The following is a 23,726-nucleotide window of genomic DNA, read 5'->3' on the forward strand; positions in this document are numbered from 1 at the left end:
GGTCTCAGTCGTCGACCACGCGCGTGAACTCCTCGCGCGTGGTGCGCAGGTGCGCGCGCATCGCCGCATCGGCCGCGTCGGCGTCGCCCCGCCGCACGGCATCGAGGATGCGCTCGTGCGCGTGCCAGCTGGACTCCTTCACGAAGTCGAAGCTCATCAGGTCGACGGGCTCGAACATCCGCACGCGCGCCTCTTCCACCGCGTCGCGCACGAACGTGTTGCCCGACGCCGCGGCGAGCGCGAGATGGAAGTGCGTGTCGGCGATGCGGGACTCGGCCTTGGTGGCCGCCCCCGCCAGCTCGCTCTGGGCGAGGGCCATCGCCTCCAGATCCGCCGTGCTGCGTCGCGCCGCCGCGAGCGCCGCCCCACCGGACTCGACGATCTCGCGGAACTCGGTGAGCTCGCCGATCTCGGCCGAGCGCGTGCGCACCTCGTCGCGGATGAGCCGCGGATCCAGCGCCGCGTCCTGGACGATCGCCCCGCCGGACGCTCCCCGGGTGATGACGATCTGGCCGCTCCCCTCCAGGATGCGCAGCGCCTGCCGCAGGGTCTCGCGCGAGACGCCGAGCTGCTCCGCCAGACGCCGCTCCGGAGGCAGGCGGTCGCCGGGGCGGATGCGGCCGAGCGCCATCTCCCGGCGCAGGAACCCCGCCACGGCCTGATAGCCCGACACGGGGTGCAGCACGGCGCGGGAGAAGTCGTGCGGCGCGTCGTCACGCTCGCCCATGGCCACTCCTCCGGTCAGAGGGGAAGACCGGCGCGGTCCGTGCCAACGACCTGCTTCCCCGTGAAGAAGTCAAGCACATCGTCGTCGCCGTGCCCGCCGAGGCCGCTCGCGCCGAAGAAGCTCTGCGCGGAGGCCGGCGACATGTCGAGCACACTCGTGCCGTTGACCTTCACCTCGCCCGCGACCAGGCGGGTGCCCAGCGCCGCGGCCCCCTCCTGATCCGCCCCGAACACGTAACCGGCGAGCCCGACCTGGCCGGTGTTCGCCAGGCGCACGGCCTCGTCCTCGTCGTCGTAGCCGCCCACGAGCAGCATCGGCCCGAACACCTCGTCCGCGAGCCCCGGGCCGTCGAGCACCGCCACCGTGGGGGCGAAGAACCATCCCCGTTCCGGCACCGCGGACACGCGCAGCAGCTCGGCGCCGGCGGCCGCCAGCCGCTCCCGCTGGTCGTCGAGCTCGTCCCGTCGGGCGGCGAAGGCCACCGGACCGACCTCGGTCGCGTCGTCGAGGCTGGATCCGATGGTCCGGCGGGCGAACGCCGCGATGAGCAGACGGGCCAGCTCGTCACGCCGGGCGCGGTCGACCAGCACACGACGCGGAGCCTCGCACCACTGCCCCGACAGCTTCAGGACGCCGTCGGCGAGCGCCTGCGCCGCCTGCTCCAGGTCGGCGTCGGCCCGCACGATCGCGGCGTTGTTCGAGCCGAGCTCCAGCTGCAGCCGGGCGAACCGGGGCGCGGCCGCGGCGGCGATGGCGCGGCCGGTCGGCGTGGAGCCGGTCATCGAGATCGCGGCGATGCGCTCGTCGGCGACCAGGGCGCGGCCGACACCGCCACCGCCCTGCACGAGTCCGACGACACCGTCGGGGATGCCCGCCTCGTGCACACCCTCCAGCAGCAGCTGCGCGCTCCACGGCGAGAACGACGAGGGCTTGAGCACCACGGTCGCTCCGGCGGCGAGCGCGAACGCGGTCTTCTTCACGGCCATGGCGCTGGGCGCGTTCCACGGCAGGATGAGCGCGGTCGGTCCCCACGGCACACGGTGCAGTCGCACGCCGCCCTGCTCCGCGGGGAGCTCCGCGACGTCCCCTCGGACGACGGCTCGGCGGGCGGCGTCACGCAGGGTCGCACCGTTGGCTCCGCCGAAGAGCCGTGTCACCGCGAGCGGCACCCCGCTGTTGAGCGCGTCGAGGCGGGCGATCTCCTCGGCACGGTCGTCCAGCCACGCGGCCAGCGCCCCCAGCCGGACCGCGCGCTCCTCGGGGGCGAGTCCGCGCCAGCGGCCATCGTCGTGCGCCCGACGGGCGGCGAAGACGGCCCGGTCGACCTGCTCCAGGGAGCTGGAGGCGGTGGGCACGAGGGCCTCGCCGGTGTTCGGGTCGTGCAGCCAGGAGCCGTCGGCCTCCGGACTCTCCTCGGCGACGCCGCCGATCCAGGTGCGCAGGGCGGGGAAGGTCATCTCAGATCCGATCGAAGTAGCGGTGCAGGTCCCAGTCGGTGACGCGGGACATGAAGGTGGACCACTCGTGGTCGAGCAGGATGCGCTGATGCGAGATGAGCTCCGGCGTCAGCAGCTCCTGCACGAACGCGCTCTCGGCGAAGAGCGCTCCCGCCTGCCGCGGGTCAGCGGGCATGGCGCCGTCGCCGGGGAGGTCGTAGGCGCTGCCGCGCACCGGATCGCCGAGCTCGGCCCCCGTCCGCATCCCGTCGCGGGCCGACGCGAGGATGCCCGTGAGCGCGAAGTACGGGTTGGTGTCGGCGCCGGGCAGGCGGAACTCGAACCGGAGCGCCTGCGGCGAGTGGCCGACCACACGCACCGTGGTGGTGCGGTTGTCGAAGCCCCAGGTGCGCCCGCTGCCGGCGACGTCGGTGGAGTTGCTGCGGCGGTACGAGTTGACCGTCGGGGCGTACCACGCCATCAGCGCCGGCGCGTGCTCCAGCGCCCCGGCGATCGCCGAGCGCATGCGGGGGCTGAGGTGATCGGGGTCGGACTCGTCCCAGAACAGCGCCGTGCCCTCGTCGTCGACGAACGACACGTGCACGTGGCACGACGAGCCCGGCTGGTCGTTGAGCGGACGCGCCATGAAGGTCGCCGACATGCCCGCCCGGGCGGCGGTGTCACGCACCGCGAGCTTGTACAGCGCATGCCGGTCGGCCATCTCCAGCGGGTCGCCGTACTCGAACGTCATCTCCCACTGCCCGAGACCCCACTCGCTCTGCGCGGCCTCGACGAGGATGCCGCTCGCGCGCAGGTCGGACCGCAGCCTCTGGAAGAACGGCTCGTAGAGGTTGCCCTCGTGGATCATGAAGTCGGAGGGGGTGAGGGTCGTCGGATCGAGATCGCGGAACCCCGAGCGGCGCAGCTCCCGCGGGTCGTTGCGGAACAGGTAGAACTCCAGCTCGGTGCCCGCGAGCGGCGTGAGACCGAGGTCGCGCAGGCGCGCCAGCTCCTGCTTTAGGATCACCCGCGGCGACAGCGGCATCGGCTCGTGCGTGTGCACGTCGACCGGGTCGGCGAGGCAGATCGCGACACCCTCCAGCCACGCCGCAGGACGCAGGGTGTCGAGGTCGGGGAGCAGCGTGACGTCGGGCACGCCGTTGTGCATGCCGCACAGGGCGAAGCGGTTCTGGTCGATCAGCTCGAGCCCCTGATCGATGTCCCATGCCCACGCGCAGGTGCAGATGTCGACACCGTTCGCCACGACCCGGCCGAAGCCCTCGACGGGGATGCGGCGACCGACGAGCCGACCTTGGAGGTCGGGCGTCGCGACGATCACGGTGCGGATCCCCGCGGCCTCCAGTTCGTCCGGCGCCAGGCGCACGTCGTCGATCATCGCGTCAGCCACCCTCCGTCGACGGGGAGCTGGATGCCGTCGATCCAGGACGCCTCGTCGCTGAGCAGCCAGGATACGGCCGCGGCGATGTCGCTCGGCAGGCCCACCCGCGGCACGAGCAGCCGCTGCTTCATGAACTCCAGCGCCTCGGGGCTGGTGACGCTCTCGTAGTCGAAGAAGTCGGTCGCGATGGGGCCGGGGGCGACGCAGTTGACGCGGATGTTCTTGGCCGCGAGCTCGACCGCGAGCGCCTTGGTGAGCATGGGCACGCCGCCCTTGCTGGCGTTGTAGTGCGGCTGCGCGGTGCCGGTGCTGGTCACCACGACCAGTGCCTCCACGGTGGAGAGGTTGACGATGGCGCCGCCGCCCGACTCGGCGATGAGCGGCGCCACCTCCTGCGCCACGAGGAACTGGCCCTTGAGGTTGATGTCGAAGACGAAGTCCCACGCCTCCTCGGTCAGCGTCTCGAACGAGTGCTCGGTGACCACGCCGGCGTTGTTGACGAGCAGGTGCAGGGCTCCCCACGCCTGGGCGGCCTGCGCGACCGCGGCGCGGATCTGCTCGCGCGAGCGCACGTCCACCACCGCCGCGAGCGCCGTGCCGCCGGTCGCCTCGATCAGGCGCACGGTCTCGGCGGCGCCCTCGGCCGAGACGTCGGTGACGAGGATGCGTGCTCCCTCGCTCGCCAGGCGGAGGGCGGTCTCGCGGCCGATCCCGGATCCTGCGCCCGTGATGAAGGCGTTCCTGTCTGCGTGTCGCATGGTGTCTCTCCTTGTTCGTGCGTCTGCGGCGCCTAGGCGACGCTCTCGGTCGCGGGGGTGGGGGCGACCGCGGTGTGCGCGGACGCCTGATCGACGAGCCAGTCGAAGACCGGGTCACCGCCGAAGGTCTCGGGGTGCCACTGCACGCCCACCACCGGCAGCCCGTCGAGCTCGATCGCCTCGACGACGCCGTCGGGCGCCCAGCCGGTCACGGTTACCCCGGCGCCGGGGGTGTCGACCGCCTGGTGGTGGAACGAGTTCACGCGGGTGCTCTCGCCGTAGAGGCCGTGCACGACGCTGCCCTCTGCCGTGCGCACCTCGTGCACCCGGTGGGCGCGGGGGTAGGCGTACGAGCCGTGCGACTCGCCCTCGCCCGCGGCGAGGTGCTGATGCAGGGTGCCGCCGCGGACCACGTTGAGCAGCTGCGCTCCCCGGCACACCCCCAGCAGCGGCAGCGCGCGCTCGATCGCGGCGAGGATCAGCCCCGACTCGAACTCGTCGCGTTGCGGGTCGACGAGGGGCGTGAACGGGCCGGGGGTCTGCCCGTACCGGCGCGGGTCCACGTCGTCGCCGCCGACGATGACGACGCCGTCGAGCCGCGCCACGAGTTCGGCCGGGTCGGCATCCATGGGCAGGTGCACGGGCAGGCCGCCGGCGCGGAGCACCGAGGTGGCGTACTCGCTGAGGTACGCCTCCAGCGGGGCGTCGGCGAAGCCGTACGGGGCGCCGATCGCCGCGCCGCTGGTGCGACGACCGGAGATGCCGATCAGGGGCCGGGGCAGGGCGGGGAGACTGATGATGTCCATCCTTCGGTTCGGGGTCAGGCGTTCTCGTCGAAGCGCCGCACGATCTGGGCGTAGGCCGCCGGTGCGCTCGCCCGCATGATCGCCGCCTGCACCAGGCCGATCACCGGGGCGATGATCACGACGGCGACGAGGGTGATGCTGATGACGCCCCACGCCGGGTTGCCGTCGGCGTCGACGTCGCTGACGAGCAGCGGGAAGTTCGCGGCGATGAGCACGGCGGACACCGCCAGCCCGAGCAGTCCGAGGCCGGGGGCGATCACGGTGTGCCAGGGGCTGCGCAGGGCGCGGGTGCGGGCGAAGTACACGATCACGGCGAGGCAGGTCACGGCCATGAGGATCACGATCGCGAGGGTGCCGATGCCGGCGAACCAGGAGAAGATGTTCTCCGGCGCGAAGCCGAGGATGGCGAGCAGGGCGATCGCGACGCCCGAGGTGGCGACCTGCACCAGCGAGGCGACGTGGGGCGATCCGTGTCGGGTGTGCACGCTGCCGACACGGTCGGGCAGCACGCGGGCGTTGGCCATGGCGTGGTGGTAGCGGGTGAGCACGTTGTGCAGCGAGAGCACCGCCGCGAACATGCTGCCCAGGAACAGCAGGGCCACGGCGACCGAGCCGACCGGGCCGAGGTACTGCTCGGTGACGCGGGTGATGAGGGTCGTGGGGTCGGCGGCGGCTTCGCCGATCACGTCTCCCTCCCCCACGCCGACCACCACGGTCCAGGCGGCGAACGCGTAGAAGACGCCGATCACGATCGCGGAGGCGTAGGTGGCGCGCGGGATGGTGCGCTCCGGCGTGCGCACCTCGTCGCGGTACACCACCGTGGACTCGAACCCGATGAAGCTGGCGATGGCGAACATCAGCCCGAGCGCGGGTGCCCCGGAGAGCACGTTCTGCAGGACGAACGAGCCGAAGGTCACGCCGTCGGCTCCGCCGGTGACGAGGATGACGAGCCCCAGCAGGACGACGATCCCGATCTCGGCGAGCAGCACCACGACGAGCACGCGCGAGCTGAGCTCGATCTGCCGGTACCCGAGCGCACCGACCAGCGCGACGGAGACCAGGGTGAGCAGCCACCAGGGGATCTCGGGCCCGCCGAGCAGCGCGATGCTCGATGAGATGGTGGCGCCGAGGTAGGAGAACACCGCGATCTGCACGGTGGTGTAGCAGACCAGGGCGAGGTAGGCGGCGGCGAGGCCGGGGGTGCGACCGAGTCCGTGCGTGATGAACACGAAGAAGGAGCCGGCGCGGGGCAGGTAGCGGCTCATCGCGGTGAGGCCGACGGAGAAGAGCAGCAGGATCACGGTGGCCACGAGGAACATGACCGGGAAGCCGATCCCGTTGCCGAGCAGGTAGCCGATCGGCACGATGCCGCCGACCACGGTGAGGGGCGCGGCGGCGGCGATCACCATGAAGGTGACGGCCACCGCCCCGAGGTTGCCGCGGAGGTTGCGCTCGCGGGGTTGTTCTGCGGAGGGCGACGTCGTTGTCGAAGCATCCATGTCGAAGCATCCTTTGCCGATTGGATCAATGGTCTAATCTTTAGCCCATTGATCGGCGACAGCGCAAGACTTTTCCACGGAACGGCGATCATCCCCGTCCGCCGAGGCACGACGAACAGCGCGACGCCCCGCTCCCGGGGCCGTCAGCGCGCGGTCAGCGCAGCAGGCCCAGGCTCGCCAGGGCGTGCCGGATGAGCGTGCCCCGGCCGCCCTCCATCTCGGCGGCGACCGCGTCGGACGCGGCGGCCTCGGGAGAGAACCAGGTGACCTCCAGCGCGTCCTGCCGCGGCTCGCACGTCCCGGTCACCGGCACCACGAACGCCAGCGACACCGCGTGCTGGCGGTCGTCGTGATAGGCACTGACCCCGGGGATCGGGAAGTACTCCGCCACCGTGAACGGCAGCGGCTGCGGGGGAAGGAGCGGGAAGGCCATGGGCCCCAGATCGTTCTCGACGTGACGGAACAGGGCGTCGCGGATCGTCTCCCCGAAGCGCACGCGACCCGACACGATGGTCCTGGTCATCTCCCCCATCGGCGTGGAGCGCAGGAGGATGCCGATCTCCGTGACCTGACCGGAGCCGTCGGTGCGGACCGGGATCGCCTCGACGTACAGCATGGGAAGGCGTCGACGCGCCTCCTCGAGTTCCACGTCGCTGAGCCAGCCGGGGTTCGCGTCCGGCGCCGGCGGAGTGGCGTCGCGGAACGCGCCGAGGCCCTCGTCGTCGGGCTCCGGATCGGGATCGGGTGTGCGCACCGCCATGCGTCCTTTCTATCAGCACCCTCCGACGAGGGACACCGGCGGCGCGTCGGTGTCGCCTGGCAGGATGACGGGGTGAGTGAGATTCTGACGATCGACGACACCGCCACCCGCTGGTCGACGGCGGAGCGCGCCGGGCTCCCCCTCGTGGTCCTGCTGCACGGGTACGGCGCCGACGAGCACGACCTGTTCGGGCTCGTCCCCTACCTGCCCGGCGGACTCGCCGTCGCCTCTGTCGCCGCACCGCTCGCGCCGCCGTGGCCCCAACCCGGACGCTCCTGGTACCCGATCGAGGGCCTGGACGGGCGCAGCTCGACCGCCGTGACGCTCGCGGCGGAGGCGTTCCTCCGCTGGCTCGACGCCGCGGCGGGCGACGCCCCGTCGGTCGCGCTGCTCGGGTTCTCGCAGGGCGCGGCCGTGTCACTGCAGGCACTGCGGCTCGCGCCGGAGCGCTTCGACGCCGTGGTCGCACTGAGCGGCTATGTCGCACCGGAGCCGCTGCCGGGCGACGACACCCTGACGGAGCTCCGGCCCCGCGTGTTCTGGGGTCGCGGCACGCACGACGACGTGATCCCTCCGGCGCTCATCGACCACACGGCCCAGTGGCTGCCGTCGCACGCCGAGCTGTCCGGCCGCGTCTACAGCGGCCTCACGCACAGCATCTCCGAGGACGAGCTCGGCGACGTGCACCGCTTCCTCACGACCTGGGTCGACGGGATCGACGCGGATCAGGCGGAGGGGTCCCGCCCGTCCTGACCGCGCTCCCCCGGGACTCCCGGGTCGACCGGAGTTCCCGGGTCCGCATCAGCTCCGGGAGCCCCCGGTTCCGCCGCAGCTCCCGAGTTTCCCGGGTCCGCCGCAGCTTCCGGGCGCTCCCGCTCACCCCCGTCCACCCCGTCCTCCGGATGCCCCGGGTCTCGCTCGCCGTCCGGCCCGCTCGGGTCCGCCCGCCCGGAGCCGCGGAAAGCGACCGAGAGAGCCACGCCGATCGCCAGACCGATGCCGATGCCGAGGGCCCAGTTCTTCATCGCCATGCCGAGGGACACGCCGATCGCCACGCCGAGCGCGAGGCCGACGCCGAGGCCGGTGCGTGCCCGGAGTTCCTCCGGGCTGGGGTTCCGATCCGCCATGCCTTCCACGCTACGCATCCGTCGCGGTGCCGGCATCCCCCGTGCGACGGAGGCGCGACACGCCCGGGAGTTGCGAACGCCGACACGCCCGGGTATCGTCGTGGCGTCCTGTCCGCCGTGTCTGGAAGTCCTTTGATCTGAATCGTCGCCTCCGCGCTCCTCTTTCCGCGCGCTGACCCGACGATCGCCGACTCCCCGGCAGACCCCGCCCTCCGGGTGCGACCCGTTCGCGCCACCCCGGGCCCCGGTGTCAGTGCACCCCCGCACTCGACAGGAGACACCCCGTGTCATACCCCACCACCGTTCACCCCTCGGTCGTGCTCGACCGCCTCACCTACACGTGGCCCGACGGCTCGGTCGCACTCGACGGCGTGTCCGGAGCCTTCGGGTCCGGGCGCACCGGCCTGGTCGGACGCAACGGCGCCGGCAAGTCCACCCTGCTGCGCCTGATCGCCGGCGAGCTCACCCCCACGTCCGGATCCGTCTCCACCTCCGGCGAGGTGGCGTACCTGCCGCAGCAGTTGACGCTCGACGTCGACCGCCGCGTGGCGGAGCTGCTCGGCGTCTCCACCGCGCTCGACGCGGTGCGCGCCATCACCGCGGGCGACGTCGATCCCGCGCACTTCGACGCGGTCGGCGACGACTGGGACATCGAGGCGCGCGCGGAGGCCTCCCTTGCGGAGGCCGGACTCGCCCCCGCGTTCCTCGATCGCACCGTGGGTGAGCTGTCGGGCGGCGAAGCCGTCCTCGTCGCGATCGCCGGGATCCGCCTGCGGCGCGCGCCGATCACGCTCCTGGACGAGCCGACCAACAACCTCGACCGCGACGCCAGGGCGACGCTCGGCGCGATGGTGCAGGCGTGGAAGGGCACGCTCATCGTGGTCAGCCACGACCTGTCGTTGCTCGAGCTGATGGACGACACCGCGGAGCTCTACGGGCAGACGTTGAGCGTGTTCGGCGGGCCGTACTCCGAGTGGCGCGCGTGGCTGGACGCCGAGCAGGACGCGGCGCGGCAGGCCGAGGTCGCCGCGGCGCAGGCGCTGCGCAAGGAGAAGCGGCAGCGCATCGAGGCGGAGGTCAAGCTCGCCCACCGCGCCCGCACCGCCAAGAAGGCCGAGGTCGAGAAGCGCGTGCCGAAGATCATCGCGCACGGCAGGAAGATGGCCGCTGAGGTCTCGGCGGGCAAGCTGCGCACCGAGGTCGGGGCGAAGGAGGAGGCGGCCCGCGCCGCGCACGACGAGGCCGGGCGCCGGATCCGCTCGGACGACACCATGAAGATCGAGCTCCCCGACCCGCAGGTCTCCCGCGCGCGCCGCATCGCCGAGCTCGGTGACGGCGAGCGCTCCTGGATCGTGCAGGGCCCCGAGCGCGTGGCACTGATCGGTCGCAACGGCGCCGGCAAGACCACCCTGCTCGAACGGCTCGTCGCCAGCGGTGTTCGCGACACAGGAGATCGCGACCCTATCGCGGCGGCTCCACCCGGTGCGGCCGATTCCGGGCCGGACCTCCCGAGGGACGACCGGCCGGAGTTGCGGGCGGAGGCGTTCACCGACCGGATCGGCTACCTTCCGCAGCGCGTGGACGGTCTCGACGAGGGCGCGTCGGTGTTCGACAACATCGCCCGCCGGGCCCCGCACGTGCCGGAGAAGGAGCTGCGCAACCGCCTGGCCCGGTTCCTCCTCCGTGGAGCGACCGTCGAGCGCCCGGTCGCGGCGCTGTCCGGGGGCGAGCGGTTCCGCGTGGCCCTGGCGGGACTCCTCCTGGCGGACCCGGCGCCCCACCTGGTGGTGCTGGACGAGCCGACCAACAACCTCGACCTGGACACGGTCGATCAGCTGGTCGAGGCGCTGCGCACCTATCGCGGCGCCGTGCTCATCGTCAGCCACGATGATGCGTTCCTGCGGCGACTCGACCTCGACCTCACCCTCGAGATCGACGCGGAGGGTGCGCTGCAGGAGACGGCGCTCCCCCCGTCGTGAACGCCCGGGTCCCGCGGCGTCGTCCGGCGGCGCGGGACCCGCACGCGACTCAGACCGACACCGCCAGAGGCAGGGCGACCACGGCGTAGAGGATGCCGAGCAGAAGGGTGTGCACGACGCAGAAGCCCACGGCCTCGGTCACTCGTCCCGGCGCCGCGAAGTGCGCGACGAGCAGCCGCGCGAACCTCATCGGGCGCGCGAGGTCCCATGAGTTGAAGCGGATGTGACGGCCGAGATAGATGCCGAACGACACGAGCACGAGAACGGCGGCGACCACCAGCCAAGAGTCCGCACGGGTGAAGGGGGCCGCGTCGTCCTCGTACCAGATCGCCACCACGAGCATCTGGACCACGAAAACGTTGACGAGCGCGTTCAACACCCCGGACATCGCCAGTGCCAGGGTCGCGACGATATCGAACCACAGCGGCACCACCTCGCCCTCGCGGCGGTGCGTGAAGTTGAGCTCCGTGATCAGGTAGGCCGAGTTCGGCAGAAGCAGTAGCCACACCACGGCCCCGATCACCAGGATGATCCAGGGGACGGGCGACGAGGCGCGGGCATCGACGGCGACCTCGATGGCGAGGGTGGCCGCCAGAACCAGGGCCGGCGCGGCAGACAGCGCCAGGTTCAGCACCATAGGCCGATACAGCGGAACGCGATACACCGGCGCGCGCAGCAGGACCAGGGCGAGCGCATACAGGTTCAGGGCGACCACCCCCGCCCCCATCAGCAGGACCGCCGTCACGGCGTCGGCGTGGGGGTCGGGACGGCGTGCGAATCGTCGTGCTGCGTGTCATCGGGACGAGCGGTCGCCGCCGCGGGCTTCTTCGCCGCCTTCGCCGCCTCCCGGGCGGCATCGGCCGCGGCCTTCGCGGCTGCGTCGGCGGCCTGTGCCTCGTCGAGGTGCGCCTGGGCGATCGCCCCCGTGACGACCGCCGCATAGATGTCGCCGCCCGCGGGTTGCGGATGGATGCCGTCGCCGGCGAGGTCGTCAGGGTAGGGCGTGATGGCACCGTCCCAGTCGGCGACCGTGACGTTCGGATACGCGGCCGCGAAGTCGGCGAGCGTCGCGTTGCCGCCCGGGATCCAGCTGCGCTGCGCGTGCGCGTTCACGAACACCAGGGTGCGGTCCGGGCCGACGATCCCGAGGATGTCGGCGAGCAGGTCGGGATCGACGCCGCCGTTGGTCGCCAGCCCCACGACGACCGTCGGACGCAGGGCACCGTCGTTCGCGAGCGACGACAGGATGCCCGTGGCCGGCCACATGCTGCGCGAGACCTGGGCGTCGATGGCGATGCCGGGCAGCGCGTTCTGCAATTCGGGCGCGGCGGCGAGCATGACCGAGTCGCCGACCGCCGTGATGTCGGTGCCGAGGATGGGCGGCGGCGTCGCCGCGGTGCTGGTCGGCGAGGGCGAGGGCGAGGGCGTCGGACCGGAGTCGGCGCCGGAACCCGTCTGCGGCGACGCGGCCGGGGCGGGGGCGGCGTGGGCGATCGCCTCGCGGCCGCGCTCGACGAGGGCCTCGGCCGCCGAGGCGTCGTCATGACCGATCGCGATGCCCGCGCTCGCGACCGCCAGCACCCCGACCACGAGCGCCGGCAGCACGACGTGTCGACGGGGAAGCGGCGGATGCACGCGCAGGCCGCGCCGGAAGGGTGTCTCGACGAAGGCGTAGGAGAGCGCGGCGACGAGGATGGACAGCGCCGCCGTCACGACCGCGACGAGCAGTGGCTGCGCCGCGAGCGGAGTGGCCCCCAGGATCAGCAGCAGCGGCCAGTGCCACAGGTAGACCGCGTACGAGCGCTCGCCCAGCCAGGACAGCGGGGCCGCATCCAGCACACGGCCGAGCGGCGGCACCGTCGCCGCCGACCAGATCAGGCCGAGTGCGGCGAGGCTGGCCAGCGCGAGGCCGCCGTGCGCGGCAGCGGGAGATGCGTCCGACAGCACCACGGCGAGCGCGACCAGCACGCCGAGCGAGGCGACGCCGAGAGCCGTCCGCGCCACGGCCCGCCGACCGGTGGCCATGCGCACCTCTCCCGCTCCCATCCCGACGGCGAGAGCGACGCCCAGCAGCAGTCCGAACGCGTGGGTGTCGGTGCCGAAGTAGGCGCGGGTCGGCGATCCCAGCGGCGGCGCCGACAGCAGCACCATCGCCCCCGCTGACAGCACGGCCAGCACGAGGGCGAGGACGACGACGGCGCGGCGGCGCCAGCGCACGACCACCAGCAGCAGGACCAGCAGCAACGGCCAGATCAGGTAGAACTGCTCCTCGACCGCCAGCGACCACAGGTTGGTGAACAGGTCGGGCTGGTCGGCTTGGAAGTAGTCGCCGTCCGCGGCGATCGCCAGCCAGTTCGAGCTGAACGTGAGAGCGCCGATCAACTGACGCCGGATGCCCGACAGCAGGTGCGGAGCGACCAGGAAGGCGAGCGGGATGCAGACGGCCAGCACGAGCGCGAGGGCGGGCAGGATGCGTCGGGCGCGCCGCGCCCAGAACGCGCCGAGCGACACCCGGCCGGTGCGCGCGCGTTCGCGCAGCAGGAGTCGGGTGACGATGAAGCCGCTCACGACGAAGAAGACGTCGACGCCGATCAATCCGCCGGGCACCGCGGCGGGGAGGAGGTGGTAGCCGAGGACGGCGACGACGGCCAGGGCGCGCAGTCCGGTCAGCCCGGAGACGCGAGAGGAGGGGGACGCCGAGGCGGCGGAGGAGGAGGCGAGGAAAGGCATGAGGATGTCACTTCGATTCGGACGGTAACACGCTAGACGTTACCCGGTATTCCTGAGTGCCCTCCTGTCGCTCTGGGGCGAGCGCCCGTCGGCCCCAATGTCGGCGGCGTCCACGAAGATGGGGGGATGAGCGATGTGCTCGAACGCTTCACGCCCGCCACCCAGGACTGGTTCCGAGGCGCCTTCACCGCGCCCACTCCCGCTCAGGCGGGGGCGTGGGAGGCGATCTCGGCGGGCAAGCACGCGCTCGTGGTCGCGCCGACGGGCTCGGGCAAGACGCTGTCGGCGTTCCTCTGGGCGATCGACAGCGTGTTCCGCGAGCGCACCGAGGCGCCCGTGGACGCAGACGCCGGGCGCACGCGAATCCTCTACATCTCCCCGCTGAAGGCGCTGGGCGTCGACGTCGAGCGCAACCTGCGGTCCCCGCTGATCGGGATCGGGCAGTCCGCGCGGCGACTGGGGCTCGCCGCCCCCGCGGTCACGGTCGGGGTGCGCTCGGGCGACACCACCTCCAGCGACCGGCGCAAGCTCGTGTCCGACCCGCCCGACATCCTCATCACCACACCCGAGTCGCTGTACCTGATGCTCACCAGCCGCGCCGGGGAGACCCTGCGCGACGTGCACACCGTGATCATCGACGAGGTGCACGCCGTGGCAGCCACCAAGCGTGGCGCGCATCTGGCGGTCAGCCTGGAACGCCTCGACGCGCTGCGGGCCGCGCACGGCAACGAGAAGCCGGCGCAGCGGATCGGGCTGTCCGCCACCGTGCGACCCATCGACGAGGTCGCGCGGTTCCTCGGCGGAGCCGACCCGGTCGAGATCGTGGCCCCGCCGGCGTCCAAGACGTTCGAGCTGGGCGTGGTCGTGCCGATGGACGACATGACCAACCCGCCGCCGCCCCCCGGTGCGCCGCCCGAGGCACCGGGGATCGACGCGGAGTACACCGAGGTGACGGGTTCGGTGTGGCCGCACGTGGAGGAGGCGATCGTCGACCGCATCCTCCAGAACAACTCGACCATCGTGTTCGCGAACTCCCGCCGCCTCGCAGAGCGGCTGACCGGACGGCTCAACGAGATCTACTCCGAGCGGATCGGGGTCGCGCTTCCCGAGGCGTCCGTGCCCGCGGCGATGATGGCGCAGGCGGGGGCGACCGCGGGAGCGGATCCGGTGCTCGCCAAGGCCCATCACGGTTCGGTGTCGAAGGAGCAGCGGGCGCAGGTCGAGGAGGAGCTGAAGTCGGGAGTGCTGCGCTGCGTCGTCGCGACCAGCAGCCTGGAGCTGGGCATCGACATGGGCGCGGTCGACCTGGTGATCCAGGTCGAGGCTCCGCCGTCCGCCGCCTCCGGGCTCCAGCGCGTCGGGCGCGCCGGGCACCAGGTGGGCGAGATCAGTCGCGCCGCCCTGTTCCCCAAGCACCGCGGCGACGTGTTGCACACGGCGATCGTCACGGAGCGCATGCTCGCCGGCAAGATCGAGGCCATCCAGGTGCCGCGCAACCCGCTCGACATCCTCGCGCAGCAGACCGTGGCGGCGAGCGCCCTCGGTGCCATCAGCGTCGAGGAGTGGTTCGAGACCGTGCGGCGGTCCGCGCCGTTCCAGTCCCTTCCGCGCTCGGCGTACGAGGCCACGCTCGACCTGCTCGCCGGCCGCTTCCCCTCGGACGAGTTCGCCGAGCTGCGGCCGCGTCTGGTGTGGGATCGCGACGCGGGCACGCTGACCGGTCGCCCCGGGGCGCAGCGCATCGCGGTGACCAGCGGCGGCACGATCCCCGACCGCGGGCTGTTCGGGGTGTTCGTCGCGGGCGAGTCGACCGGGGCGCGGGTCGGCGAGCTCGACGAGGAGATGGTGTACGAGTCGCGCGTGGGCGACGTGTTCACGCTCGGCACCACGAGCTGGCGCATCGCCGAGATCACGCACGACCGCGTGAACGTGATCCCCGCATACGGCCAGCCGGGCAAGGTGCCGTTCTGGCACGGTGACGGGATCGGCCGGCCGTTCGAGCTCGGTGAGGCCCTGGGCGCGTTCTCCCGCGAGGTCTCCTCCGCCTCGCCGGAGAAGGCGCAGCAGCGGCTGATCGAGGCCGGGCTCGACGAGCAGGCGCGCGCCAATCTGATGGCGCACCTGACCGAGCAGCGCGAGGCGACGGGCACCCTCCCGACCGACCGCACCCTCACGGTCGAACGCGGTCACGACGAGGTCGGCGACTGGCGCGTGATCCTCCATTCCCCGTACGGCATGAAGGTGCACGCGCCCTGGGCCCTCGCGATCAACGCGCGGGTGCGCGAGCGGCTGGGCGTCGAGGGCTCCGCCGTGGCGAGCGACGACGGCATCATCGTGCGCATCCCCGACGCCGAGGCCGAGCCGCCCGGCGCCGAGCTGTTCGTGTTCGACCCCGACGAGCTGGAGCAGCTGGTCACGCAGGAGGTGGGGGGTTCGGCGCTGTTCGCCTCCCGGTTCCGCGAGTGCGCGGCGCGGGCGCTGCTCATGCCCCGCACGAACCCCAACCGGCGCACGCCCCTGTGGCAGCAGCGGCAGCGGTCGGCGCAGCTGCTCGAGGTCGCCCGCCGGCACCCCACGTTCCCGGTGATCCTGGAGACGCTGCGCGAGGTGCTGCAGGACGTGTACGACCTGCCGTCCCTGCGCAAGCTCGCGACGGCGATCGGCGACCGCCGCGTCCGGCTCGTGGAGACCCAGCCCGGCCAGCCCTCCCCCTACGCCCGCGACCTGCTGTTCGGGTATGTCGGCGCGTTCATGTACGAGGGCGACTCGCCGCTGGCCGAACGCCGGGCGGCCGCCCTCTCCGTCGACCCCGCACTGCTGGGCGAGCTGCTGGGCACGGTGGAGCTGCGCGAGCTGCTCGACCCCGACGTGATCGCGCAGTTCGAGCGCGAGGCACAGCGCCTCGACCCCGAGCGGCGGGTGCGCGGTCTGGAGGGCGTGGCCGACCTGCTGCGCATGCTGGGCCCGCTCGACGCCGACGAGGTGTCGGCGCGACTCGACCCCGACTCGACCGCCGGTGCCAGCGCCGCGACGCTGCTGGACGAGCTGATCGGCGCCCGCCGTGCCATCCCGGTCACCGTGGCCGGTGTCGCCAGGGTGGCCGCGATCGAAGACGCCGGTCGGCTGCGCGACGCCCTCGGCGCGGCCCTGCCCACGGGGATCCCGGTCGCGTTCCTCGAGCCGGTCGCCGATCCCCTGGGCGACCTGGTGGCGCGGTACGCCCGGACGCACGGGCCCTTCACGACCACGGCGGTCGCGACCCGGTTCGGTCTCGGCGCCGCGGTCGCCCGGCACACGCTGCAGCGCCTGGAGACGAACGGTCGTCTGACCAGCGGCTACTTCCTGCCGACCGCGGCAGGCAGCGGCGACGACCTCGAGTGGTGCGACACCGAGGTCCTGCGACGGCTGCGCATGCGCTCGCTCGCAGCAATCCGCGGCTCCGTCGAGCCGGTGTCGCCGGAGGCCTACGCGCGATTCCTGCCCGACTGGCAGCACCTCGGTCGGCCGCTGGAGGGCATCGACGGCGTGCTCACCGTGATCGAGCAGTTCGCGGGTGTGCCGATCCCCGCGAGCGCGTGGGAGTCGCTCGTGCTGCCGTCGCGGGTGCGCGACTACTCCCCCGCGATGCTCGACGAGCTCACGGCCGCGGGCGAGGTGATCTGGTCGGGCCACGGCACGCTTCCGGGCCGCGACGGCTGGGTGTCGCTGCACCCCGTCGACCTCGCCCCGTTCACGCTTCCCGAGCCCGACGCCGAGATCGCCGCGGACTCCCTGGAGGCCCGGCTGCTCGACGCCCTCGCCGCGGGCGGCGCCTACTTCGCGGCGCAGCTGAAGGACATGACCGGAGCCGAGAACGAGCAGTCGGTGCTCGAGGCGCTGTGGGCCCTGACCTGGTCGGGGCACGTGACGAACGACACGTTCGCGCCCATCCGCTCGCTGCTCGCGGGCGGGTCGCAGGCGCACAAGGTGAAGCGGCGTGCCCCCCGCGCGCGCACCTACCGCGGGATGTCGCTCACGCGCACGGCACCACGGCCGACCTCGATCGGCGGACGCTGGTCTCTGCTGCCGGCGATCGAGACGGATGCCGCGCGACGCGCCACCGTGACCGCCGGGCTCCTGCTCGACCGCTACGGCGTGGTGACCCGCGGCGCGGTGCAGGCGGAGGGCGTGCCCGGCGGTTTCGCCCAGGCGTACCGCGTGCTGGCGGGCTTCGAGGAGGCGGGACACTGCCGGCGCGGTTATGTGATCGAGAAGCTCGGCGCCGCGCAGTTCGCGGCCTCGGCGACGGTCGACCGGCTGCGCACCTACGCGGGGCTCGCGGATCCGCCGCCCCGCACGGCTGTGACCCTCGCGGCCACCGACCCCGCGAACCCCTATGGCGCCGCGCTCGGCTGGCCGAAGCTCGACGGCGTGTCGCACCGGCCCGGGCGCAAGGCGGGCGGTCTCGTGGTGCTGGTCGACGGCGCGCTGGTGCTGTCGCTCGAGCGCGGCGGGCGCACGGTGCTGTGCTTCACCGACGACCCCGAGGTGCTGCGCGCCGCGACCGCCGACCTCGCGGCGACCGCCCGCGACCGCCGCCTCGACACCCTCACGGTGGAGAAGGTCAACGGCGAGGGCGTCTACGGCACCGAGCTCGCGGCCGCCCTGCAGGAGGCCGGGTTCGTGCAGACACCGCGGGGGTTCACGCTCCGCAAGGCCGTCTGAGCACTCCCGCGCGCTCGTCGCCGCCACCCCGCCCGCCCGACACCTACCCTGGAGCCATGGTCAGAGAGTTCAGCGCCGGCGTCCGCACCCTGTTCCGCGGCTTCGGTGTATGGCGCACGCGCCCGGGGCTCATGGCGCTCGGGCTGATCCCCGCGGTGATCGCCGTGATCGTGCTGGCCGCCGCGATCATCCCGCTCATCATCGGGATGCCGTCGATCTCGTCCTGGCTGACGCCGTTCGCCGACCGGTGGGACGAGCCCTGGCGCGGTCTGCTGCGCACGGCCGTCGGTCTCGTAGTGGTCGCGGCCGCCCTGGCCCTGGCCAGCTCGGTGTTCAGCGCCCTCACCCTCACGATCGGCGACCCGTTCTACCAGCGCATCTGGCACGCGGTCGAGGTCGACCTCGGCCACCCGCCCGCGACGGACGGCGGCGGGTTCTGGACCACCGTCGGCGAGGGCCTGCGGCTGGTGGTCCTCGGCATCCTGATCGCGCTGCTCGTGCTGGTGCTCGGCCTGATCCCGGCGGTCGGCGGCGTCCTGGCCCCGGTGATGGGCGTGATCCTGACCGGACGGCTGCTGGCGCGCGAGCTGACCGGGCGCGCGTTCGATGCGCGTGAGCTCAGCCCGTCCGACCGCGCTGTCCTGTTCTCCGGCAGCAGGGCGCGCGTGCTGGGCTTCGGCGTGGCGACGCAGCTGTGCTTCCTGATCCCCGGCGGCGCGATCGCGGTGATGCCCGCTGCGGTCGCCGGGAGCACGATGCTCGCCCGCGACATGATGACCCGCCGGCCCCTGCCCGCGGCGACCGCCCCGTCCGACGCCGCCGCTCCGCCCGCCGTGGCGCCGCCCTCACCGGACGGGAGGCGCTGATGCCCGAGGGCGACACCGTCTTCCGCACCGCACGGCGTCTCGACGAGGCACTGGCGGGTGCCGAGGTCACGCGCTTCGACCTGCGCGTGCCCCGCTTCGCGACGGTCGACCTGACCGGACAGCGCGTGCACGCGGCGGTGCCGCGCGGCAAGCATCTGCTGCTGCGCATCGGTGACAGCACGCTGCATTCCCATCTGCGCATGGACGGCGCCTGGTTCGTGTACCGCGCCGGCGAGAGGTGGCGGCACCCGGCCTTCAAGGTGCGCGCGATCGTGGGCACCGCCGAGCGTGAGGCCGTCGGCGTGGACATCGCGGAGGTCGAGGTCGTCCCCACCCGCGACGAGGGTGAGCTGGTGGGCTACCTCGGACCGGATCCGCTCGCCGCGGACTGGGATGCGGCCGAGGCCGTGCGACGACTCGGTGCCGACACCCGCAGCATCCACGTGGCGCTGCTCGACCAGCGAAACGTGGCCGGGTTCGGGAACGAGTACGCCGCGGAACTCCTGTTCCTGCGCGGAATCCTCCCGACGACGCCGACGGCGGACGTCGATGTGGCCGCGCTGCTCGACCTGGGTGTGCGCACCATCCGCGCGAACCGCGACCGCCGCCACCGCACCTTCACCGGCATCGATCGTCCGGGCCAGGGGACATGGGTGTACGGACGTGCCGGACGCCCGTGCCGCCGCTGCGGCACCCTCATCCGACGGGGCGAGCAGGGTGCCGATCCCACCCGCGAGCGCATCACGTTCTGGTGCCCGCGCTGCCAGCGCTGAGCCGCATCCATCCGGGGGAATGAAAACACCCCGCCCGTGGTTGTTGATATATCCGGAGAACTCCGGAACACGGGAGGAATCGTGGGCAAGAACTACGTCGACATCGAGAACGACCACGGGGCGACGCTGCGGTACCGCAAGCACGCCAACGGTCGGGGTCTCGTCGCGCACGGCGCGAAGGTGCACCCCAAGGCACACATCGAGGCGGGCGCCTACATCGAACCCGGCGCGCGCGTCGGGGCGGGAGCCATCATCGCGCGCGGGGCGTGGATCGACGAAGACGCCGTGATCGGCGAGGGCGCGTACATCGACGCGCACGCGCACGTAGGACCGGGGGCGGCGGTGGGCGACCACGCGCACGTCGGCGTCCGCACCGACATCGGACCCGGCGCCCGCATCGTTCCCGGCGCCCGCATCGGCGACGACGAGACGGTCGCCGCCGGCCTCACGGTCGCCACGGATCAGAAGGGCCTCTGGCTGGCCGCCTGACCGCGACTCGGGCAGGGCCGGGCCGCACCGGGCATTACCGTCCGGCGGCCGGTCACTCGCCGTCGGACGAGGATCGCCGACCCGTCATCACGAGGTCGAACGTGCTGCTGTTCGTGCCCAGGTAGTTCACGTGGACGGAGGCGGCCACGACGTTCTCGCCGTCGTGCAGCAGGCCTCGCGGCACGGTGAACGTCACGGGGTCGTCCGTGGCGTTGTCGGTCGAACGCCCGACGTCTGCGAACGTCTCACTCGTGGGCTTCTTCGACGCGAGGTGCGAGGTGCCGATCAGGGTGCCGTTGACCCAGACCGCGACGCCGTCATCGGCCCTCGTGCTCACCGTCACCGTCGACAGCTCCTCGACGTCGTCCAGCTCCACCGTCTTCCGGAACAGCATCGCCCGCGCGCGGTTCTCCGGCGGCGGGCCGAGGTCGATCGGCGTCTGCACGCCCTTGCCCCACCCGAGCGGGGCCGTGCCGGATTGCCAGTCGTCGTCGTCGAACGCCGCGCTCTTCCACCCGCGCGGCCACGCGCCGAGCTCGTTCCACACCTTCCAGTCCGACCCGCCGCGCAGCAGCACCCGGTCGTCCATCGGCGTGAGGTCGAGCGGGAGCGTGAAGCGGCCGTCGTCGTCCTTCTCGTACTGCCGCAGCGTGGGCGAGTACGTGTGGGCGTCGACCGTGCCCGCGGCCGGGTCGACGGTGTAGTACCGCAGCCACCCGTCGCCGCCGTTGGCGCGGCCCTGGTAGTTCGACAGGATCTGCGGCACAGGGCGCCCGCAGGCGTTGAGGTCGCTGCGCCGCGCCTCGCCCGCGTCTCCCACCGCCCAGTGCCCGTTGACCACCATCGCGATGGAGCAGTTCTGCGAGATGAAGTCCCGCCACAGGTCGACCTCGGTCACCGGGGTCACGTCGGTGCGCTCGGTGGCGGTCGACCGCGCGCCGCCCGTGGTGATGAGACCGTGGACGGCGAGGATCACCGTCCGGTCGGGGTGCGCGTCGATCACGCGCTGCGCCCACTCCAGTGCATACGCGGGCGTCTCGTACTCGAGGCTGAGCAGCAGCAGCTTCGTGTCGCCCACGGTCAGCAGGCTGTAGTTGTCCTTGTTCTGGCGGTCGATGCCGTCCTGGCCGAACCGGTCCTGGCCGAGGTACCCGCCGTACGACACGGTCGCGCTGTTCCAGGTCGCATCGGCGTAGCGGCTCGGCGGGAAGTACTCGTCGTACGTGCTCGACTCGCCCGTCGTCACGTCGAGGTCGTGGTTGCCCGGCAGCACGGAGCTGGGCACCCCGGCGTCGTCGAGGATCGCCATCGCGCGGCTCGCGCGCTCCCACTGGTGCACGTCGGGCCAGGAGTCGACGAGGTCGCCCACCTGGATCACGAACTTCGTGTTGAGCTGCTCACGGGTGTCGACGATCCACTGCGTCTGCGCGTTCAGGCTCTGCGCGAGCTCGTCCGAGACGGTGTACTTCTGCGTGTCGGGCAGCACCACGATCGTGAAGGGCTCCGGGCGCTCGCGCTCGTCGTTCCCCGCGCTCGTGATCGCCGCCGGGGAGGCCAGCACGAGTCCCCCGAGCACGGCGAGCACCCCGCCGAGCACCCGCACACCGCGGCTCCTGCGCATCGCAGAGCGCATCTCCCCACCCCCGTTCGCCGTCGATCCCCACGATCGACCGCCCGCCCTCTCCGTCCCACAGCGGAGGTGCATCCAGGGTCACAGGTCGGACGCCGAATGCACAACGGGCAGTATGACAGGACCACGCCCGATCAGAGCAGTCGGCGCTCCGACGCCCACGCGGTGAGCTCGTGCCGGGACGACAGCTGGAGCTTGCGCAGCACCGACGACACGTGCGTCTCGACCGTCTTGATGGAGATGAACAGCGCGGCGGCCACCTCCTTGTAGGCGTAGCCGCGGGCGATCAGCCGCATGACCTCCTGCTCGCGCGCCGACAGCCGATCGAGCTCGTCGGTCGCGGTGGCCGTCTCCCCGGCGACCGCGCCGAACGCGTCGAGCACGAACCCGGCCAGGCGCGGCGAGAACACCGCGTCGCCCTCCGCGACCGCGTGCACGGCCGCGCTCACCTCGCCGCCCGACGAGCCCTTGGTGATGTAGCCGCGGGCCCCGGCACGGATCACCCGCACCACATCGGCGGCGGCATCCGACACGCTCAGCGCGAGGAACCGCGTGCTCGACGGCAGCGATCCGCGGATCACCGCCTCTCCCCCGGTCGCGTCGTCGCCCGCACCACCGGGAAGGTGCACGTCGAGCAGCACCACGTCGGGCTGCGTCTCGGCGATCACCGCGACCGCGGATGGCACGTCCGCCGCCTCGCCCACCACGGTCACGCTCGCGTCGAGGTCGGCGCGCAGCCCGGAGCGGAAGATCGAGTGGTCGTCGACGATCACGACGCGGATGCTGTCAGCCACGGGTCTCCTGTCCGAGCGGGGTCCGGTCCTGCGCGGGAACCGCCGGCAGGGTGAGGTGCACCTCGGTGCCGCCGTCGTCGCTGCGCACCGCGCCCGACCCGCCCGCCCTGCGCATGCGGCCGATGATCGACTGGCGCACGCCCAGGCGGTCGCCCGGCACGTCGTCGAGGCGGAAGCCGCTGCCGCGGTCACGCACGTACACGTCGACACCCCGCGCGCTGCCCTCGATGTACACCGCGACCTCGCCGCCCGCATGCCGTGCCGCGTTCAGCATCGCCTCGCGGGCGGCCGCCGCCAGCTCCCCGCTCGCCCGCTCCGCGGACAGCCCGGCCGACACCACCTCGATGCGCACCGGGTGGTCGAGCTCGAGCGCGGCGGCGTAGTCGCGCAGGTCGGTGGACAGGTCGCTGTCGGCCGGGGCGTCGCCGTCGTACAGCCAGGCGCGCAGCTCGCGCTCCTGCGCGCGGGCGAGCCGGGCGGCCTCGCTCGATGCGCCGGCGCGGTTCTGGATGAGCGCGAGCGTCTGCAGCACGGAGTCGTGCAGGTGCGCCGCCATCACGCTGCGCTGCTCCTCCCTGATGCGCCGGATGCGCTCGCCCGCCAGCTCGCGCCACCGCGGGATCAGGGACGACGCGACCACCGCGATCAGCCCGCCGAGCGGCAGCAGCGCCAGGGCCACCCCGGAGCGGGCGATGGGCCAGGACAGCAGCAGCAGCGAGACGAGCCCGAGGAGCAGCACGGCGAGGATCCGCACCCACACGGTGTGCCGGGGGCCGCGGGCCGTGTCGGTGCGGTCGATCAGCGTGGCCCAGAGCCCGGCGGCGGTGGCCCCGAGGGCGGTGCCGCCGACGACCACGGCGGCGACCGAGGGCGGGATCGACCCGTCGAGCGCCTCGCTCCCACCCCGCCACACCACGATCACGAGGGCGCCCACCGCGGCCGGGGCGAGCAGCAGCCACGCGACGGGAACGCGACGGGTGGGCGCGGCCTCCCCCTCCGCCCACGGCATGAAGGCCCAGCACCACGCATACAGCAGCACGCCGGCGCCGCCGCACAGCGTGAGCGCGAGGAACAGCGCCCTGACCATCCACGCGCGCACACCCAGGTGGCGCGCGAGCCCGGCGCTCACCCCGGCGACCAGGCAGTCGCGGTCGCGCGTCAACGGCGGCCGCGTCGACACGGGGACGCGACCGGCGGGCGCGGGGGCGGACGCCGAGGAGGACATACCGTCATCCAATCATCCCTCGCG

19 protein-coding genes are annotated in these 23,726 nt (G+C 72.8%); 6 read left to right on the forward strand and 13 right to left on the reverse strand.

Annotated elements, in window-relative coordinates; translation table 11 throughout:
* Positions 1-4 precede the first annotated feature (4 nt).
* From KZC56_RS01490 to KZC56_RS01520, 7 genes are all read right to left on the reverse strand, one after another.
* The gene (locus KZC56_RS01490; protein WP_136036287.1) at positions 5-727 is read right to left on the reverse strand and encodes a FadR/GntR family transcriptional regulator; all 723 of its coding nucleotides are present in this window, start codon (positions 725-727) and stop codon (positions 5-7) included.
* Positions 728-741: 14 nt separating this feature from the next.
* On the reverse strand, positions 742-2,184 hold the full coding sequence (locus KZC56_RS01495; protein WP_247637685.1) for an aldehyde dehydrogenase family protein: 1,443 nt from the start codon (positions 2,182-2,184) through the stop codon (positions 742-744).
* A 1-nt stretch (position 2,185) separates the two neighbouring features.
* On the reverse strand, positions 2,186-3,571 hold the full coding sequence (locus KZC56_RS01500) for a glutamine synthetase family protein (protein ID WP_247637686.1): 1,386 nt from the start codon (positions 3,569-3,571) through the stop codon (positions 2,186-2,188).
* The gene (locus tag KZC56_RS01505; protein WP_136033124.1) at positions 3,556-4,320 is read right to left on the reverse strand and encodes an SDR family NAD(P)-dependent oxidoreductase; all 765 of its coding nucleotides are present in this window, start codon (positions 4,318-4,320) and stop codon (positions 3,556-3,558) included. Before KZC56_RS01505 ends, KZC56_RS01500 begins: the two co-directional genes overlap by 16 nt.
* Positions 4,321-4,352: 32 nt before the next feature.
* Entirely contained in the window at positions 4,353-5,126 is a 774-nt protein-coding gene (locus KZC56_RS01510) for a gamma-glutamyl-gamma-aminobutyrate hydrolase family protein (protein WP_247637687.1), read from the reverse strand.
* A 14-nt stretch (positions 5,127-5,140) separates the two neighbouring features.
* Entirely contained in the window at positions 5,141-6,625 is a 1,485-nt protein-coding gene (locus KZC56_RS01515; RefSeq protein WP_136035651.1) for an APC family permease, read from the reverse strand.
* A 154-nt stretch (positions 6,626-6,779) separates the two neighbouring features.
* Positions 6,780-7,385: a DUF4916 domain-containing protein gene (locus tag KZC56_RS01520; protein WP_136044474.1), complete on the reverse strand. Its 606-nt coding sequence runs from the start codon at positions 7,383-7,385 to the stop codon at positions 6,780-6,782.
* A gap of 72 nt (positions 7,386-7,457) precedes the next feature.
* Between KZC56_RS01520 and KZC56_RS01525 the strand changes: the two genes are divergently transcribed.
* Positions 7,458-8,138, forward strand: coding sequence for an alpha/beta hydrolase (locus tag KZC56_RS01525; RefSeq protein WP_247637688.1), 681 nt, complete (start codon positions 7,458-7,460; stop codon positions 8,136-8,138).
* Here KZC56_RS01525 and KZC56_RS01530 read toward each other — a convergent pair.
* On the reverse strand, positions 8,111-8,512 hold the full coding sequence (locus tag KZC56_RS01530; protein ID WP_247637689.1) for a glycine zipper domain-containing protein: 402 nt from the start codon (positions 8,510-8,512) through the stop codon (positions 8,111-8,113). The two genes, KZC56_RS01525 and KZC56_RS01530, sit on opposite strands and share 28 nt — an antisense overlap.
* 284 nt (positions 8,513-8,796) lie before the next feature.
* Here KZC56_RS01530 and KZC56_RS01535 point away from each other — a divergent pair, with 284 nt between their 5' ends.
* Positions 8,797-10,491, forward strand: coding sequence for an ABC-F family ATP-binding cassette domain-containing protein (locus KZC56_RS01535; RefSeq protein ID WP_247637690.1), 1,695 nt, complete (start codon positions 8,797-8,799; stop codon positions 10,489-10,491).
* Positions 10,492-10,540: 49 nt separating this feature from the next.
* Here KZC56_RS01535 and KZC56_RS01540 read toward each other — a convergent pair whose 3' ends face one another.
* Both KZC56_RS01540 and KZC56_RS01545 read right to left on the reverse strand, forming a co-directional pair.
* Positions 10,541-11,236, reverse strand: a complete 696-nt coding sequence (locus KZC56_RS01540) for a DUF1361 domain-containing protein (protein WP_136033136.1) — start codon at positions 11,234-11,236, stop codon at positions 10,541-10,543.
* Positions 11,233-13,221: an acyltransferase family protein gene (locus tag KZC56_RS01545; RefSeq protein ID WP_247637691.1), complete on the reverse strand. Its 1,989-nt coding sequence runs from the start codon at positions 13,219-13,221 to the stop codon at positions 11,233-11,235. The genes KZC56_RS01540 and KZC56_RS01545 overlap by 4 nt, the downstream gene beginning before the upstream one ends.
* 126 nt (positions 13,222-13,347) lie before the next feature.
* Between KZC56_RS01545 and KZC56_RS01550 the strand changes: the two genes are divergently transcribed.
* From KZC56_RS01550 to KZC56_RS01565, 4 genes are all read left to right on the forward strand, one after another.
* A complete protein-coding gene (locus KZC56_RS01550) occupies positions 13,348-17,925 on the forward strand; it encodes an ATP-dependent helicase (protein ID WP_247637692.1) in 4,578 nt (1,525 codons plus the stop codon).
* A 56-nt stretch (positions 17,926-17,981) separates the two neighbouring features.
* Positions 17,982-18,791 (forward strand): EI24 domain-containing protein, encoded by an 810-nt coding sequence (locus KZC56_RS01555; RefSeq protein WP_247637693.1) that lies wholly within the window; start codon positions 17,982-17,984, stop codon positions 18,789-18,791.
* Entirely contained in the window at positions 18,791-19,564 is a 774-nt protein-coding gene (locus KZC56_RS01560; protein WP_136033144.1) for a DNA-formamidopyrimidine glycosylase family protein, read from the forward strand. Before KZC56_RS01555 ends, KZC56_RS01560 begins: the two co-directional genes overlap by 1 nt.
* Before the next feature lie 81 nt (positions 19,565-19,645).
* Entirely contained in the window at positions 19,646-20,053 is a 408-nt protein-coding gene (locus tag KZC56_RS01565) for a DapH/DapD/GlmU-related protein (RefSeq protein WP_136033147.1), read from the forward strand.
* Positions 20,054-20,105: 52 nt separating this feature from the next.
* Here the strand turns inward: KZC56_RS01565 and KZC56_RS01570 are convergent, their stop codons facing one another.
* The 3 genes from KZC56_RS01570 to KZC56_RS01580 all read right to left on the reverse strand — a co-directional run bounded on the left by KZC56_RS01570 (position 20,106) and on the right by KZC56_RS01580 (position 23,702).
* Complete coding sequence (locus KZC56_RS01570; protein WP_247637694.1) at positions 20,106-21,674, reverse strand: metallophosphoesterase; 1,569 nt, start codon at positions 21,672-21,674, stop codon at positions 20,106-20,108.
* Positions 21,675-21,817: 143 nt separating this feature from the next.
* Positions 21,818-22,477 carry a LuxR C-terminal-related transcriptional regulator gene (locus tag KZC56_RS01575; protein ID WP_136033150.1) on the reverse strand — a complete coding sequence of 220 codons (660 nt, stop codon included), beginning with the start codon at positions 22,475-22,477 and terminating at the stop codon, positions 21,818-21,820.
* Positions 22,470-23,702 carry an ATP-binding protein gene (locus KZC56_RS01580; protein ID WP_247637695.1) on the reverse strand — a complete coding sequence of 411 codons (1,233 nt, stop codon included), beginning with the start codon at positions 23,700-23,702 and terminating at the stop codon, positions 22,470-22,472. The genes KZC56_RS01575 and KZC56_RS01580 overlap by 8 nt, the downstream gene beginning before the upstream one ends.
* Positions 23,703-23,726: the final 24 nt, after the last annotated feature.

This window comes from Microbacterium sufflavum, from assembly GCF_023091155.1.
GTDB classification, from domain to species: domain Bacteria; phylum Actinomycetota; class Actinomycetes; order Actinomycetales; family Microbacteriaceae; genus Microbacterium; species Microbacterium sufflavum.